This window comes from Arthrobacter sp. SD76, from assembly GCF_049726125.1.
GTDB lineage: Bacteria > Actinomycetota > Actinomycetes > Actinomycetales > Micrococcaceae > Arthrobacter > Arthrobacter nitrophenolicus.
In genome coordinates this window covers 280553-295963 of sequence record NZ_JBNBLR010000001.1, presented here as the reverse complement: position 1 = coordinate 295963, position 15411 = coordinate 280553, and the positions used below count along the sequence as shown (strand labels likewise).

The window sequence follows — 15411 nt, the reverse complement described above, 5'->3', positions numbered from 1 at the left end:
GACTACCAATTGTCAACAATCTACGATAGAGCTCAATCGGAATTAATGCCGAATCCAAGCAAGAATCGTTGACAATCCACAATCAAAGCGAGTATCGTCGACAATCGACAGAGGTCGTCGACAATCGACGTTGCCGTAACCAGTCACAGGAGGACCCCGTGGTATTCACAACCAAACCAAAGTTCGTGACCTTCGACATGAACGGAACGCTGATCAAATTCGCTATCAACGACGCGCTGCGTGACGTCTTGGGAGACCGTCTGCCAGCCGAAGTCGCCGAGGATTACCTGCAGGCCTGCAAGGCCTACCGGATTGACGAGTGCATGGGCGACTACAAGCCGTTCCGCCAGATCGTTGCGAACTCCATGGAACGCGCCTCGCGCAGGGTGGGCATCGAGTACCGTGAAGCCGATGCCCGGGCTGTCTACGAGACTGTCCCCACGTGGGGCCCTTACCCGGGTGTCACCGAGGCACTCAACCGCCTGGCTGCAGAAGTCCCGTTGGTCATCATCACGAACAGCGACACCGCGGATGCGGCTCGGCTCGCCGCGAACCTGAAGGCCCCCTTCGACACCATCATCAGCGCCGAACAGATGGGTATGTACAAGCCGCGGCTCGGTGCATTTGAGTACATGTTCGACAAGCTTGGCGTGACGCCGGACGAGATCGTGCACGTCTCCGCGAGCCCGATGTACGACCACCGGCCTGCAGCCATCATGGGCATCAAGAACAAGGTGTACATGGACCGCGGCTTCGAGCACGACGAGCACTGGCTCGGCTACGAGCGGATCACCGACATCGCCGACCTCCCCGTCCTCTTTGGCCTGCCGCGCCCGGCCGCCTCGTAAAGGGACCGTGGGTACGGATGAGCCTGCCACTACCTCAAACCGTCGAGGGCACCTCGGCTATGGACCGGCTCGAAGCCCTCGGCCTGGAGCTTCCGGTCCTCGCTGGTAACGCCTACTACATGGATCACCGGGCGGTGGACTCCAGCATCCATATCTCCGGCCAACTGCCCTACAGGGACGGGGTCCTGCTGGGGCAGGGCGTTGTCGGCCGGGAGGTCGGGCTGGAGACGGCGCAGGAGCTTGCGCGTCATTGCGCGCTGAACTGCCTCGCCGCTGCCGTGCAGGCGATGGGAGATCTGGACCGGGTCCGGATCGTGCAAATGCTGGTCTTCGTGGCCAGCACACCGGACTTCGGTCTGCAATCAAAGGTGGCCAACGCCGCCAGTGAATTGCTGATCGAGGTGCTGGGGAAAACGGACGGCACGCCCGGACCGCGATTGGCGTGGCCGGGTTGCCGCTGAACACCCCCGTGGAAATCCAGATGGTCTGTACCGCCTTGTAAGGAGCACACGTGAACCGCATTCAACGAGCAGTCGACGCCCTGGCCGGCCGCATTGATACCCCGGCCCCGATCGTGCTGGCCGACGTGATGCAGGACAACATCGACCGCATGCAGCGGTTCGCAACCCAGCAGAACCTTGCAGTCAGACCGCACGTCAAGACCCACAAATGCGTGGAAATCGGCCGGCGCCAGGTGAAAGCAGGGGCAGTGGGAATCACCGCAGGCAACGTAGGTGAGGCCGAGGTCTTCGCCGCTGCCGGCTTCGACGACATCTTCATCGCCTACCCGCTCTGGCCTTCGGGAACGAAGGGGAAGCGGATCCGCAGCCTGGCCGCAGGCACCAGGCTGCGGATCGGCGTCGACAATGTCGCCGCGATCAACGCCCTCGCCGACGCGATGGGCACAGAACCTGAGCAGTTGCAGGTGGTGATAGAGGTCGACTGCGGCGCTCGCCGGTCCGGGGCTCCTCCGGAGGCCGCGGGCGACCTCGCCCTCGCTGCCCGCAAGCGCGGACTGGTTCCGGCAGGCGTCTTCACCTATCCGGGCCACGGCAGCGCCGGTCCGGAAGCCCGCAAGCGTGCCGCGGAAGACCAGGAAGCCGCGCTCACCACCGCGGTGCGCAGCCTGGGCTCGCACGGGATCAGGCCGGAAGTGGTCAGCGCCGGCTCCACGCCCACGGTGGAATTCGCCACCAGCAGCGTGATCACCGAAATCCGGCCCGGAGAGTACGTGTTCAACGACCTGAACAACGCGCGCCTGGGCGCCTGCACGGAGGACCAGATCGCGTTGTTCGTCGCCGGGACGGTGGTCAGCGACTGGGTTCCCGGCCAGGTCATCCTCGATATTGGCACCAAAGCCTTGGGCCGGGAAGGCAGCCCCGAGATCGGCTACGGCCGGATTGCCGGCACCGCTGCCGCCCTGTCCAAACTCAATGAATACCACGGGTTCCTCCCCCTTCCGGGGGGCGGGTTCCGCCCTGCGGTTGGCGCCGTGCTGCCCGTCATCCCCAACCATGTATGCCCGGTGGTGGTCAATTTTGAGGAGTACGTCGTCACCGACAGTTCGGGTGCGTCCCTGGAACGCTGGGCAGTAGACGCCCGCGGGCACCTCAACTGACCCCATCTACAGCAGCTCCCCACCACCACCAGCATTTTTATCCACGATGGAGTGTCCGACATGAGACTTGATAAGACCACCGCCCTGGTCACCGGTGCCAGCAGCGGAATCGGAGAGGCCATTGCCTCCCACTTCCGGCGGGAAGGCGCACGGCTGCTGCTCACCGGCCGCAGGGAGCACCTCGACAGCGCCCAGCCCGATGACCTGTATGTTGCCGGGGACCTCAACGACGAGGCGTTTGTGGAAAGCCTCGCCAGTCAGGCCGCCGAGTCCTTCGGCACGGTCGACGTCGTCGTCCTCAACCACGGCCTGCAGGTCAGCGGTCCTCTCACCGGGATGGCGTACGAGGATGCCAGGAACGTGCTCCACAGCAACCTCCTCAGCACCTTCCTGGTGATGAAACACTTCGCCCAGCTCATGCCTGCATCCGGGGGTTCATTCGTCCTGGTCAGTTCCCGGCTGGGCATGGTCGGCAAACCCGATGAAGTTCTGTACTCCGCCGCCAAGGGAGGCGTCATCATGCTTGCCAAGGGCGCCGCGATCGAATGGGCCGAACGCAATATCCGGGTCAACGTCGTCGCACCGGGCCTCACCGTGACACCCGTGATCGAGGCATCGTTCCAGCGGCGACCCGACCCGGAGGCCTACCGCCGGGAGCGGGAGGGCCAGATCCCCCTCAAACGCCTCGCGACTCCCGAAGAAATCGCCGACGCCGTTCTTTTCCTTGCGTCCAAGGAATCTTCCTACATCACGGGAGCAACGCTCCCTGTCGACGGCGGATACACCGCCTTTTAGAGAGGGACAACCAATGCAAACCCTGGCGGCAACACCAAAAAATGGCGACCTTGGCTTTTGGTTGGCCGGGCTCGCCGATGAGAAGCCAGCGTACCCGCGTTTTTCGGGACAGCTTTCAGTAGACCTGGCTATCATCGGCGGCGGATACACGGGCCTGTGGGCTGCGTATTTCGCCAAGAAGCTCGAGCCGTCCCTCTCCGTCGCGGTTTTCGAGGCAGAACAAGTGGGCTACGGCGCGTCCGGGCGGAACGGCGGCTGGCTGTCGGCAATGATCCCCGGAAACCGCGCCACTTTTGCCCGTGCTTCCGGCGGCGGGATGGACGCCAGCCGGGCGTTGCAGCAGGAGTTCATCACCGGCGTCGATGCCGTCCTGGAAATACTCAAGGCTGAAGGCATCAACGCCGACCAGCACAAGGGCGGCGCGCTCGTGGCGGCCCACACCAAAGCGGGGCTCGGCCGGCTGCGCAGCAGACGCGACACGGACCTGAAATACGGGCTGACCGAAGACGAGGTCCAGTTCCTCAACCGGAACGAGTTCCAGGACAACATCAACATTTCCACCGTCCACGGCGGCCTCTTCTACAAGCAATGCGCACGAATCCAGCCGGCAAAGCTTGTTTATGGTCTCGCTGACAGGCTCACGGCGATGGGTGTGGACATCTACGAACACAGCCGCGTGGAGAGGGTGGACGCCGGAGTGCTCGTCCTGGCCAACGGCCGGGTGACTTCCGGCAAGGCGTTCATCTGCACCGAAGGCTACTCGGGCCCGCTGCTTGGCCACCGGACCCTGATCCCCATCAACTCCTCAATGATCGTGACCAAGCCCCTGTCCGCGGAGGCGTGGCGGCAGATCGGCTGGAACGGACTGCAGTGCCTGAACGACTCGGCCCACACCTTCATCTACTCCCAACGCACCGCCGACGGCCGGATCGCCATCGGCGGACGCGGCCGTCCCTACCGCTATGCGTCCGGCACCGGTGGCCGCGGGGCAACAGCCCAGTCCACGATCAACCTGATTTCCGAAAAGCTCGCCACGTTCTTCCCCGGAATCCACTTCGAAGTCGACCATGCCTGGTCAGGGGTCCTGGGGGTCACCCGTGACTGGAACGGCGGCGTGCACTGGGACCCGGCCACTGGAATAGGATCTTCCACCGGCTACGCGGGTCACGGCGTCACAGCCGCCTACGTGGGTGGCAGGACCCTCGCCGAGCTGGCATTCGAACAGGACACCCAACGGACCACGCTCCCGTGGGTAGGCTACCGCTCCCGGAAATGGGAACCGGAGCCACTCCGCTGGCTGGGTGTCCACGGCATGTACCGGCTGTTCGGACTCGCCGACCAGTGGGAAGAACGTATGGACTCGAGCAACACTTCCCTCCTGGCCAGGTTCGGCAGCCGGCTGGCCGGACTTCACGAATAGTGCACAACGTCCAATTTTCCCGCCGTCATGCCGTATCCGGCAAAGAAAGGAAGGCACTGAACATGGATGGAAAGCTTGCGGTCATTGGCCTCGGCAGCATCGGCAGCATGGCCCTCTGGCAGGCTTCACGCATCTCCGGTTCCGTCGTCGGTTTCGAAACCGCCTCCCCTGGCCACGGACGCAGTGCCGTGGGCGGTGACACCCGCCTGTTCCGCATGATTTTCCGCGGCGACCCGGGCCTCTACCCCATCATGAAGCGCTCACGCGCATTGTGGGCAGAGCTCGAGGCCGAAACCGGCCAGGACATCCTCACCCGCTGCGGAGGCCTGTCGATCGGCGCCGCCGATGGCCCTTACATCACCTCGGTCCTGGAAACCACCCGGGTTACGGGGGCAGAACACAGCGTCCTTACCCGCCAGAACATGGCCGAACGCTACCCCCAGCACAACCTCCACCATGATGACGTCGCCATCTTTGATCCCAACGCAGGCGTGTTGCGCACCGACCGTGCGGTGACGGCGGCTGTCTCCGCCGCACAGGACAACGGCGCAACGGTCCACACCAATACGCCCATTGAAGGTATCGAGGAAACGCCGGAGGGTGTACTCATCACCTCGGCCGGCAGATCCTGGACGTTCGAGAATGTGATCATCACTTCGGGCGGCTGGTCCCGGCACTTCATGCCTGATTACCTCAAGGCCCAGACACAGACCAAACGGCTTATCCTGACCTGGTTCGTTGCTAAGGACAGTGCCCGCTTTTCGCCCGCCCGGTTCCCTGTCTTCAGCCGCGTCCACCAGGACCGCGCCATGTACGGGGCGCCGGCCGTGGACGGCGTTACGGTGAAAGCGACCCTGGACGGCGGCGGCAGGCCCACCCCTGACCCGGACGCCGTGCCCAGGGATCTGACGGCCGCGGAAATCCAAGAGACCACGGAAACTGTGACCGGATTCCTTCCCGGCCTTAACCCCAGCATCATCCGGGCTGACGCCTTTCCCGAACTCTTCACCGCTGACGGACACCCACTCCTCGGCCCACTCAACGAGGGCAGCAGGATCTATATCGCCACCGGTTTCTCCGGCGGCGGCTTCAAGAATGCCACCGGCTTCGGCCACATTGCAGCCCATGAAGCACTCGGCAAACAGCACTTCAGCGGGCTGGACTTCCTGCGCCCGGAACGCTTCAAAACCACCTGACCACCCATACTGCAACTGAAAGCGTGAGATGACCGCCTCCTTTGACCCCACTGCCCTCCACACCGAGCTCTTCATCAATGGCGCCTGGCGGGCGGCCAGCCGTGGAGCCACCTTCCCGGTCGAGAATCCGGCCACCAATGAAGTCATCGCCCACGTGGCTGACGGCGGCCCGGATGATGCTGCTCAGGCCATCGAGGCCGCCGGCCGAGCCCAAGCAGAGTGGGCGGAATCAACTCCCCGCATCCGGGCCGACATCCTCTACCGCGCCTACGAGCTGGTTGTGGCCAACACGGACCGGCTCGCCGCAATTATGACCGCTGAAATGGGCAAGCCCCTCGCAGAGGCTCGAGGCGAGGTGGCATATGGCGCTGGGATGCTTCGCTGGTTCTCCGAGGAAGCCGTCCGGGTCGGCGGCGATGACGCCGTATCAGACTATGGCAGCACCCGCGTCATCGTGACCAGGGAACCGATCGGCCCGTGCGTACTCGTCACACCGTGGAACTTCCCGCTGGCCATGGGCACCCGCAAGATCGCGCCGGCTGTCGCGGCAGGCTGCACCATGGTTTTCAAACCGGCCGCGCTCACGCCGCTGACGTCCCTCGCCCTGGTGGACATCTTCCGGGAGGCGGGGCTTCCCGACGGCGTCCTGAACGTTGTCACCACCTCACGCGCTTCCAGTGTGGTCGATACCTGGATGTCCAGTGGCATCGCCCGGAAGGTCAGCTTCACCGGGTCGACCGAAGTTGGCAAGGCCCTGCTGCGCCAGGCTGCCGACAACGTGATGCGGTCGTCGATGGAACTGGGCGGCTACGCCCCCTTCATCGTGCTGGCCGACGCGGACATCGAAAAGGCCGTCGACGGCGCCATGACGGCCAAGATGCGAAACATGGGAGAGGCGTGCACTGCGGCAAACCGCTTCTTCGTTCACCGATCTGTGGCAGGGGAATTCAGTGAGAAGTTCGCGAAGAGGATGTCTGAACTCCAAGTGGGCAACGGCTCGCACCCCGGCACTGAGGTTGGCCCCTGGTTGAACAAAAAAGCCTCGACAAAGTACACGCTCTGGTTAGCGATGCCGTAACCAAGGGCGCCAGCATCCTGACCGGCGGCACGCTCCCAGACGGGCCCGGCTACTTCTATCCGCCTACTGTCCTGGTCGATGTGCCCATCGGCGCGAAGCTGATGCATGAGGAAATCTTCGGACCTGTCGCAGCGGTGACTGTCTTTGACAGCGAAGACGAAGTTCTCCGCCTGGCCAACGACACCGAGTGGGGCCTCGCCGGATACGTCTACACCCAGGCTTTGAAGACCGCACAGCGGTTCTCCGAGGAGCTGGAAGTGGGCATGGTCGGCATCAATACCGGACTCGTTTCCAACCCTGCAGCCCCCTTTGGCGGAATCAAGCAGTCCGGTCTGGGACGCGAAGGCGGCAAGGTGGGTATCGAAGAATTCCTGGAGATCAAGTACACGGCTATCGCGGTGTAGGAAACACCATATCGGCCAGCTCTCCGGTCCACCGGAAGCTGGCCGATATAATCGACAATCGACAAGAAAGGCGGCGCCATGGACGTCAAATTCGCGTGGCAGGAGCAGCGAACCACCACGCCGGAGGGTGTCTACCGCGTCCTGCGCACCGCCATCCTTGACGGAACAGTCCCCCCGGGCGGACAGCTGCGCGAGACCCGCATCGCCGCGGACCTGGGGATCAGCCGGTCGCCGCTCCGGGAAGCGCTGACCCGGCTGGAGGAGGAAGGACTGGTCGTCAAGATTCCTTTCCGTGGCTCCTTTGTGGTGGAAGTGAGTGACCGCGAGGTCGCCGAAATCGCCTCGATCCGTGTCCTAGTGGAGCCCTACGCCGCCGAACTCTCGGTCGAAACGTTGCGTGGCAGCGAGCGGCACCGGCTGACGCAAACTATTGAGGAACTACACCGGGCCACGGAAACGAACGATATCCCTGCGAGCATTGACGCGCACCTTCGCTTCCACCGGCTGTTTTACGACTTCTCCGGAAACGGGGCACTGCAGAGTATGTGGAACGGGTGGGAAACCAAGCTGCGCCTCTACCTGGCCGTTGACCACCGCACCTACAGCGACCTGCATGACATCGCCGTGGAGCATGAAAAATTGGCTGACATGGCCTTGAACGGCGATATGGACGGTTTCCGCCAGGAGCTGGTCAGCCAGTTCCACAACGCTCTGCGGGCCGGAATGTAAGTGGGGTCGATCCAGCCGGCGGCCGTCAGGTCACAGCCGTGGCGTTGGCCGGCGATCCCGTACCCCCGGTGATGTTCAGCGGCTTGATGCTGATGAAGGCATCCCAGATGCCGCTGGACCTCATGTGCCGTGCCAGCGGGCCGAGTTTCCAGAGTTCGCCGAGAGGCATGCCCAGTTTGGCCAGGAGATCCTGGTGCATCATGCCGTGGTCGTTCGGGGCGGTGTTCCGGAACGGGCTGCGCGCGAGGGCGGGAAGGCATTCGAAGGCGAAGTTGTCAGCGGCGACGACGGCGAACCGGCTGTTCCACGCCCACGCGAGGAATTCCCGGGACTGGGCGACTCCCGTTGCCTTCCGGCTGTCCCGGATCCGCAGTTTCTCCCCTGGAGCCAGGTCCAGGAACCATTCGCACCAGCCGGTGTGCAGCATCAGGATGTCCCCCGGCCCGGGGGTGAGGGACTGGGCTGCCAGGGCTTCCTGAATCAGCTCCAGGCCGAGGGGTTCGCCATTCGCGTGGTTGATGGGCTCGCCGACGCTCTCCCGGTAGCCGGCCAGGTCCACCAGGATCCCCCGGCCGGCGATCGGATGTTCCGCCCACTCCTGGACCCCCAGCTCGGGACTGCCCTCGGTGATCACATGATCGGGCGTGCCGTTGTAGAAGCCGACGTCGTCCGCCCTGCGGTGCCGGAGCCCGTCGATCTGGCTTGACCCCTGGAGGTAGTACCTGTCCAGGTAGTCGTCCCGGTGGGCAGGGTGTGAGGAGTAGATAGTGTGCCTGGGAGCACCGCGCTTCAGGGACATGCCGGGATCGAAGGCATCTGCCGGGTAGTCCAGGCCGAACACGGTTCCGGTCCGGATGGAGTCCCTGGCGCGCAGGACCGTATCCGGCCCGATGAAGGACGGGGTTCCGCGGCCGGGTTGGGGAAACAGCCCCCACGAGGTCCCCGCAAGCTCTCCGGCCCGTTCCAGGAGTTCGGCGTAACTGGGGTAGGCCGGGCCTTCCGACATGTCCGTCATCGCGATGCTGCCGCTTCCCCGGCCGTCACTGCCTGTTCCTTGCCGTGTTTGTAGCTGAGCAGGAACCCGGTAACCGCGCAGACCGATGCCGCGATGCACATCGGGTCCTTGATGGCTGTATTGAAGAACTCGAGCCACTCCCCCTGTCCCGACGCAAGCGCCACGGCCTGGCCGGCGACGAAGAACACTCCACCCAGGAGCAGGAGCGCCAGCGTGAGGACAAAGACGGCCTGGACGGCACGCCGGATCTTGTGCATGGTGTGTCCCCTTAGATCGGCAGGACGCCGAGGATGATCAGGACGCCGATGCCGAGCAGCGGCAGCGCGTAGTGGGTGAGGAGCCGGGCAAAGGTTTTGATCGGATTGACGTCGGCGATGCCGCAGGCCACGTACAGCGGTGCGCCGCCCGGCGGGACCGACGCCTCGCACGAGGAGAAGACCAGCACGGCGACGGCGGCAGTGGTGGCCGGCACCCCGGCAGCCACCAGTGCCGCGACGCCAACGGTTCCGACGGCGGCCATGGTGGCGGTGGCGGACAGCGGCGCGGCGACGGCAATGACGATCAAGCCGATCAATATGGCCAACAGCCACAGCGGCAGGTTCATGCCGTTCAGAAGGGCTGTCATCTGCTGGGCAGGCCGGTGCCGGCCAAAGCGTTGGCCCCGGCGAAAGCGAACACCACCGTGACGCCCACGATGCCAAAGCGCGGGGCGGAATCCTGCAACAGGTCCCGCCAGGCCCGCCGGTTCCTGGGAAGGTTCTTCCGGCCCAGGAGCGCACCGGTGATGATCAGGACTACCGGGATCCAGACGATGACGCCGACCGCCTTGGTGATGTCCGTGCCGGTCCAGCCGGTGAGCGCCTGCGCGACGGCACCGGAGGTAATGACCAGCGGGATGGCGACGACGACGAACAGCAGCAGCGTCGCCCAGCCCCTGCCGAACGCGGCCCGGACGGGCAGCCGGTGCGCGGCGTCCAGCGGGGCCATGCCGCTCTTGCGGACCAGGAGCCAGGTGACGATCAGCCGGTGCAGGAAGCACCACAGTCCGCCGAACAGCAGCGGCAGGACGAGGGCGTTGATATCCAGCAGCGGCCCCACGGTAGCGGATCCGGCCAGGACGAACATTGAGGCGCTGAACGGGAACGTGATGCCCATGCCCGCGTTGCCCGCCACCAGGGTGGCGGCGGAGGGCTTGTCCAGCCGGGACTTTTCCATCCAGGGGATGGTCACGGATCCTACGGTCGCGGCGATGGCGGCCTGGTTGTGGACCACTCCACCCAGGCCCGCCGACGCCACTGTTGAGACCCATGCCGGTCCGCCTTTGACCCCGCCGATGAGGGAGTTCAACAGGTCGATCAGCCGGTCCAGCACCCCTGCCTTGTCCAGCAGGTATCCCATGAAAACGAACGCCATGGTGGCGTAGACGATTTCGTCCGTGATGGCCGCGTACAGCGCCTCCCACCCCACCTGGGCGGCGGCGGAACCAGTGAACGGGAGCACCACCAGGAACCCGAGGATCATGGCTTCCCCAACGCTGCGCTTGATCACGGTGGTCCAGAGCAGAATGACGGCCAGATAGGCCCCCAGTGCCCAGATTCCGATCACGATCCTGCCCCTGACGTTGTGCTGCTGAATGTCACGCGGTTTACTTTCCTGCTATTGATTCTGTCGTGCCCCGGGGTCAGCGCAAGACCGGCACCGTAGCCTGCGCAATACGAGTCAGTGCGGCGGCGGAGGCGTTGGTCATCTCAGCGGGCACACCGAGGTCCGAGAGGTAGCTGGCCGTGTCCTGCATCTCCTTGGAGCGGCGGACCGCGTGCTTGACGGTCCCGGTGAGGAACCTGTCGATCACTGCCTGGCCGTCCCGGCGAGCTGCTTGGCGATCTGCCCACGGATCCACTCCTCGAGCCCTGCCGCCTTCCCGGCGGTGACGGCTTCGACCACCACTGAAGCCAGGCCCTTCATCAGGACACTGCGCAGCAGCTTGTGGGCCATGGCCGCGCCCGGTTCCCCTTCAGTGATTTCGACGTCGACGCCAAGCGGACGCAGCAGGTCGGCCACGGCCTGGGCCCCGGGTCCGCTGACCATCAGGGGGTCTTCTCCCCCAGCGCGGAAACCGGTCCAAGGATGGCGACGTCCGCGAAGTCCGCCTTGCCGGGCAGCTGGCCCAGCTCCTGCATGACGCCCGGTGAGGAGGAAGTGAAGTCCGCATAGCAGCTGCCGGCCGCCATGACCGGCAGGCATTCCAGGGCTACGGCCCGGGCTGCCGCCGCCCCTGTCATCACCAGGACGATGTCCGCGTCCCGGCATGCTTCGGCGGCGGTGGCGGCGCGGGTGACGCCCGCCGGGGTGGTGGGGGCAACGGGGTCATAGCCGGTGACTGTGTGGCCGGCAGCGGTGAGGGCTGCAGCATAGGTTGCGCCGGCCTCGCCGAGGCCGATGACGGTGCACGCTGTCATGGGTTCTTCTCTTTCTGGTTAGGAGCGGGCTGCAACGATTGCTTGCCGGCGGTTGGTTTCGTCTGCGAACACGGCTTCCGCGGCGTCCGCGACGGCGGCTGCCTGTTCCCGGGGAATGACCACCACGCCGTCGGAGTCGCCGATGATGACGTCGCCCGGCAGGACGGGGACGCCGCCGAAGGCGATGGCCGTTCCCAGCCGGAAGGGGCCGTTCTTGTAGGGACCCGCGGGTGAAGTAGCCCGTGCGAAGACGGGCATGCCGATCTCACCCAGCGCCTCGGCGTCGCGCGCTGCTCCGTCCAGGGCGAATCCGGCGATGCCGAGGTTGATGGCCCGTTCCCCAATCAGTTCACCTAAGAGGGCGCGGGACTCATCGGCCCCGCCGGCCACGACGATGACATCCCCCGGCTGTGCCAGTCCCAGGGCCTGGTGGATTCCCTGGTTGTCGCCGGGCCGGGTCCAGACGGTGAAGGCCGGCCCGGCGATTTTCGCTCCCGGCCAGATGGCCTGGATTGCCGAGTGGGCGACGCCAAGGCGGTCCACGGCATCGCCGATGTTGGCAGCCGGCAGTTTGGCGAGCCGTTCAATGACGTCCCTGTCGGGGCGGGGGAAGTCGGCGTCGATGGTGTCAGTGGCGGGCGTTGTCATGGTGCGTTCTTTCGTGGGAGGCGCGGAAAGGGGTTAGTCGGTCTTCTGGACCAGCGGGAGGACCTTCTTGAAGTCCTCTTCCTGGGCGGCCCAGAACTGCTGGTAGTCGTCGCCGTTGAGGTAGCTGGTCTGCAGGCCGAGGTCGTTCATCTTCTGCACCACGGCCGGATCCTCGATGGCCTTCTGGAGTGCAGCTTCCAGCTTTTCGGCCACCTCGTCCGGCAGGCCGGCCGGGGCGGAGTAGCCGCGGACGGTGCCTGCCACCAGGTCGTAGCCGGATTCCTTGAAGGTCGGCACGTCCTGCAGTGAAGGCGCACGCTCCTCGGACATGACGCCCAGGACCCGGGCCTTGCCCTGCTTGGTCAGGTCGGTGACGTCGCTGACGTTGGCCACCAGGATGTCCACGTGCTTGCCCAGGAATGCAGTGGTGGCCTGGGAAGCACCCTCGGAGAAGTGGACCGGGGCGAATTCGGAGCCTGTGGTTTCCTGGATCTGGGCCATGGCAAAGTGTTCGCCGGTCTGCAGCCCCGTGGTGCTGGCAGTCATGGACTTCGGACTGGCCTTGGCTGCGTCCAGGAGGTCCTTGAGGGTCTGGTACGGGCTGTCCGGCTGGACGGCGATCACGGTGGGGTCGATAACCTGCCGGCCGAGGGGCTGGAAGCTGTCCCGGGTGTACTTGGCGCCACGGCTGGGATCCAGCGGCGAGACAACCACGGACGGGGAACCGGTGGCCCCGATCGTGTAGCCGTCGGGCTTGGCGCTGGTGAGCTGCGTGTAGCCGATCTGTCCGCCGGCTCCGGGCTTGTTGATGACCTCCACGTTGGTGCCCAGTTCCTTCTCGAGGACGGGCTGGATCAGCCGGGCAGCCGTATCCACGGCGCCGCCGGAGCCGAAGGCCACCACAATTTCAATGGACTTGCCCTTCCGCGGGAAGTCACTGGCGGTGTTCGTGGCTCCGGCGTTCGCGCCGCAGCCGGTGAGGGCGAGGAGGCCTGCTGCTGCGACGGCGGCAAGGCGGATGCGGGTCTTCATGGGGCTTCTCCTTTGAAGGTGGTCTGTTGTGCAGAGGTTGGGGATGGAACGGGTGTCTTTAGGTTTCGGGGTCTTCGTTGAGCGCCTTGGGCTTACGGAGCTTGAGGAGCGGGCTGAAGATGATGAGGAGTCCCAGGCCGATGAGGACCGCAGAGATGGGGCGGTTGACGAAAATTCCGAAGTCGCCCTGGGAGATTTCAAGGGATTCACGCAGGGAACGTTCCATCAGCGGGCCCAGCACCAGGGTGAGCACCATCGGGGCCAGCGGGATGTCCAGGTGCCGCAGCGCGAGCCCGAGGAGGCCGAAACCGATCATGACAAAGACGTCGAAGACGGTGAAGTTGATGGTGTAGGCGCCGATGACCATGAACAGCAGGATGAGCGCCGTCAGGATCGTCGTGGGGACCCGGAGGATGGAGGTCCACAGGCCCACCAGCGGGACGTTCAGCAGGAGCAGGATCAGGTTGCCGATGAACAGGCTGGCGATGATGGCCCACGCGATCTCGGAGTTCTCCGTGAAGAGTGTGGGCCCGGGGGTGAGGCCCTGCTGCAGGAAGGCGCCCATCAGCACCGCGATGGTCGGGGATGCGGGGATGCCCAGGGTGAACAGCGGGATCAGTGCTGCGTTGGCGTGGGAGTTGTTGGCGGTCTCCGGGCCGGCCACGCCTTCGATGGCGCCCTTGCCCAGCTCGTTGCGGTGCCGGGAGAACTTCTTCTCGGCGCCGTAGGCAAGCAGGGAGGACACGGAGCCGGTCATGCCGGGAATAAGGCCCAGGCCGAACCCGATGCCGGTGCCGCGGGCCATGGCCGGGGCACTGCGCCGCCATTCCTTGCCGGTGGGCAGCAGCGACCGGAAGTTGGGTGCGTGGACTGCCGGTGCCGCAGCCCCTTTGCGGTAGGACAGCAGTTCCGAGAGTCCGAAGACTCCGACAATCACGGCCACGAAGCTGACGCCGTCCAGGAGCCTGTCCACGCCGAAGGTGAAGCGGGGTGCGCCGGCAACAGGGTCGATGCCGACCATGGAGATCAGCAGGCCGAGGGCGCCGGAGATCACGGCCTTGACCATGGACTTGCCGGCGAGGGCGACGAGCAGGGATATGCCCACTACCATCAGGGCGAAGAACTGGGGGGGCCCGACCAGCAGGCCCAGTTCGCCCAGCGGTTTCGCCGCGGCCACCAGCCCCACGGTCGCTATCGTGCCGCCAACGAAGGACCCGACGGCGGCGATGGTCAGGGCGGCGCCCGCCTTGCCGATCTTCGTCATGGCGTAGCCGTCAATGGTGGTGATGGCGGAGGCCGCCTCGCCGGGAGTGTTCAGCAGGACGCTGGTAATGGTTCCCCCGTAGGCCGTGCCGTAGAAAATGGCGCAAAGCATGATGATGGCGCCGGTCGCGTCCATGTTCAGGGTCAGGGGGATCAGCAGCGCGACGCCGGCCACCGGGCCGATGCCGGGCAGGACGCCGATGACGGTGCCCAGGAGGCAGCCTAGGAAGGCGAACAGCAGGTTCTGCCAGGTCATGGCGGCCGCGAAACCGCCCAGCAGTTCGTTGAAAATGTCCACGTCTAGAGTCCGATCGTGTTCAGCAGGGGGAAGGCAGAGACCGGCAGCGCGACGTTCAGTCCGTAGTTGAAGGCGTAAAAGGCGCCGACGCTTCCGGCCAGGGCAATGATCAGCGACGTGACCCAGGTCCGGCGTCCGCGCAGTTTCAGGTGGTACATGAGGAACAGGAACGTGCTCAGCTGGAACCCGAGAAGATCCATGACGGACGCCAGGATGGCCAGGCTGACCACCACGGCGACCACCAGGCCGCGGTCCACCCCTTCCGCCGTTTCACTTGGCCGGCGCAGCTCCTGGATCAGCCAGACCAGCGCCATGGCGACGAGCACCCCGCCCATCGCAAAGGGGAAGAGCCCCGGCCCGGGGCCGAGGGACGTCCAGAGGCCGAGTCCCAGGGAACTGACCAGGACGTAGATGCCGACGGCCGCGAAAGCGCCGATGCCCACCAGAACGGATGGAGCAACGCGTGCCGCGCTCTTGGGTGTCGTCGTCAGTGACTCCGTTGTCATGGTTTCCTTCTTGTGTTCGTGCCTTTCATAGAATGAAAGAGCCTTACGTGTATAGAAATAGTGACAGCAGACACACCCACTGTCAAGCGCAAGGGGATTACA

General features: G+C 65.0%; 13 protein-coding genes and 3 pseudogenes. 8 read left to right on the top strand and 8 right to left on the bottom strand.

Annotation, left to right across the window (positions count from 1 at the left end; translation table 11 throughout):
• The first annotated feature begins 158 nt into the window (after positions 1 to 158).
• The 8 genes and pseudogenes from ACPEE0_RS01420 to ACPEE0_RS01385 all read left to right on the top strand — a co-directional run bounded on the left by ACPEE0_RS01420 (position 159) and on the right by ACPEE0_RS01385 (position 8088).
• On the top strand, positions 159 to 848 hold the full coding sequence (locus tag ACPEE0_RS01420) for a haloacid dehalogenase type II (protein ID WP_009356736.1): 690 nt from the start codon (positions 159 to 161) through the stop codon (positions 846 to 848).
• Between the two features lie 59 nt (positions 849 to 907).
• Positions 908 to 1309 carry a RidA family protein gene (locus ACPEE0_RS01415; protein WP_424573784.1) on the top strand — a complete coding sequence of 134 codons (402 nt, stop codon included), beginning with the start codon at positions 908 to 910 and terminating at the stop codon, positions 1307 to 1309.
• Between the two features lie 50 nt (positions 1310 to 1359).
• Entirely contained in the window at positions 1360 to 2466 is a 1107-nt protein-coding gene (locus ACPEE0_RS01410) for an alanine racemase (RefSeq protein ID WP_009356734.1), read from the top strand.
• A gap of 60 nt (positions 2467 to 2526) precedes the next feature.
• Positions 2527 to 3261 carry an SDR family NAD(P)-dependent oxidoreductase gene (locus ACPEE0_RS01405; RefSeq protein ID WP_407710100.1) on the top strand — a complete coding sequence of 245 codons (735 nt, stop codon included), beginning with the start codon at positions 2527 to 2529 and terminating at the stop codon, positions 3259 to 3261.
• A gap of 13 nt (positions 3262 to 3274) precedes the next feature.
• Positions 3275 to 4681 carry an NAD(P)/FAD-dependent oxidoreductase gene (locus tag ACPEE0_RS01400; RefSeq protein WP_407710101.1) on the top strand — a complete coding sequence of 469 codons (1407 nt, stop codon included), beginning with the start codon at positions 3275 to 3277 and terminating at the stop codon, positions 4679 to 4681.
• A 62-nt stretch (positions 4682 to 4743) separates the two neighbouring features.
• A complete protein-coding gene (locus ACPEE0_RS01395; protein ID WP_009356731.1) occupies positions 4744 to 5877 on the top strand; it encodes an FAD-dependent oxidoreductase in 1134 nt (377 codons plus the stop codon).
• 28 nt (positions 5878 to 5905) lie between these two features.
• Positions 5906 to 7359, top strand: a pseudogene (locus tag ACPEE0_RS01390) (NAD-dependent succinate-semialdehyde dehydrogenase).
• A 78-nt stretch (positions 7360 to 7437) separates the two neighbouring features.
• Complete coding sequence (locus ACPEE0_RS01385) at positions 7438 to 8088, top strand: GntR family transcriptional regulator (RefSeq protein ID WP_009356729.1); 651 nt, start codon at positions 7438 to 7440, stop codon at positions 8086 to 8088.
• Between the two features lie 25 nt (positions 8089 to 8113).
• On the opposite strand, the gene ACPEE0_RS01380 is transcribed toward ACPEE0_RS01385, so the two are convergent.
• The 8 genes and pseudogenes from ACPEE0_RS01380 to ACPEE0_RS01345 form a co-directional block, all read right to left on the bottom strand.
• Complete coding sequence (locus ACPEE0_RS01380) at positions 8114 to 9103, bottom strand: cyclase family protein (RefSeq protein WP_009356728.1); 990 nt, start codon at positions 9101 to 9103, stop codon at positions 8114 to 8116.
• Positions 9100 to 9360, bottom strand: coding sequence for a hypothetical protein (locus ACPEE0_RS01375; protein ID WP_009356727.1), 261 nt, complete (start codon positions 9358 to 9360; stop codon positions 9100 to 9102). Before ACPEE0_RS01375 ends, ACPEE0_RS01380 begins: the two co-directional genes overlap by 4 nt.
• 11 nt (positions 9361 to 9371) lie before the next feature.
• Positions 9372 to 10708 (bottom strand): annotated as a pseudogene (locus tag ACPEE0_RS01370) (TRAP transporter large permease subunit).
• Positions 10709 to 10784: 76 nt separating this feature from the next.
• Positions 10785 to 11562: pseudogene (locus ACPEE0_RS01365) on the bottom strand (DUF1932 domain-containing protein).
• 18 nt (positions 11563 to 11580) lie between these two features.
• Positions 11581 to 12210: a methyltransferase gene (locus ACPEE0_RS01360; protein WP_354175654.1), complete on the bottom strand. Its 630-nt coding sequence runs from the start codon at positions 12208 to 12210 to the stop codon at positions 11581 to 11583.
• Between the two features lie 33 nt (positions 12211 to 12243).
• Positions 12244 to 13242 carry a tripartite tricarboxylate transporter substrate binding protein gene (locus ACPEE0_RS01355; protein WP_009356722.1) on the bottom strand — a complete coding sequence of 333 codons (999 nt, stop codon included), beginning with the start codon at positions 13240 to 13242 and terminating at the stop codon, positions 12244 to 12246.
• A 58-nt stretch (positions 13243 to 13300) separates the two neighbouring features.
• Positions 13301 to 14803 carry a tripartite tricarboxylate transporter permease gene (locus tag ACPEE0_RS01350; RefSeq protein WP_424573783.1) on the bottom strand — a complete coding sequence of 501 codons (1503 nt, stop codon included), beginning with the start codon at positions 14801 to 14803 and terminating at the stop codon, positions 13301 to 13303.
• Positions 14804 to 14805: 2 nt separating this feature from the next.
• The gene (locus tag ACPEE0_RS01345) at positions 14806 to 15309 is read right to left on the bottom strand and encodes a tripartite tricarboxylate transporter TctB family protein (protein ID WP_407710102.1); all 504 of its coding nucleotides are present in this window, start codon (positions 15307 to 15309) and stop codon (positions 14806 to 14808) included.
• Positions 15310 to 15411: the final 102 nt, after the last annotated feature.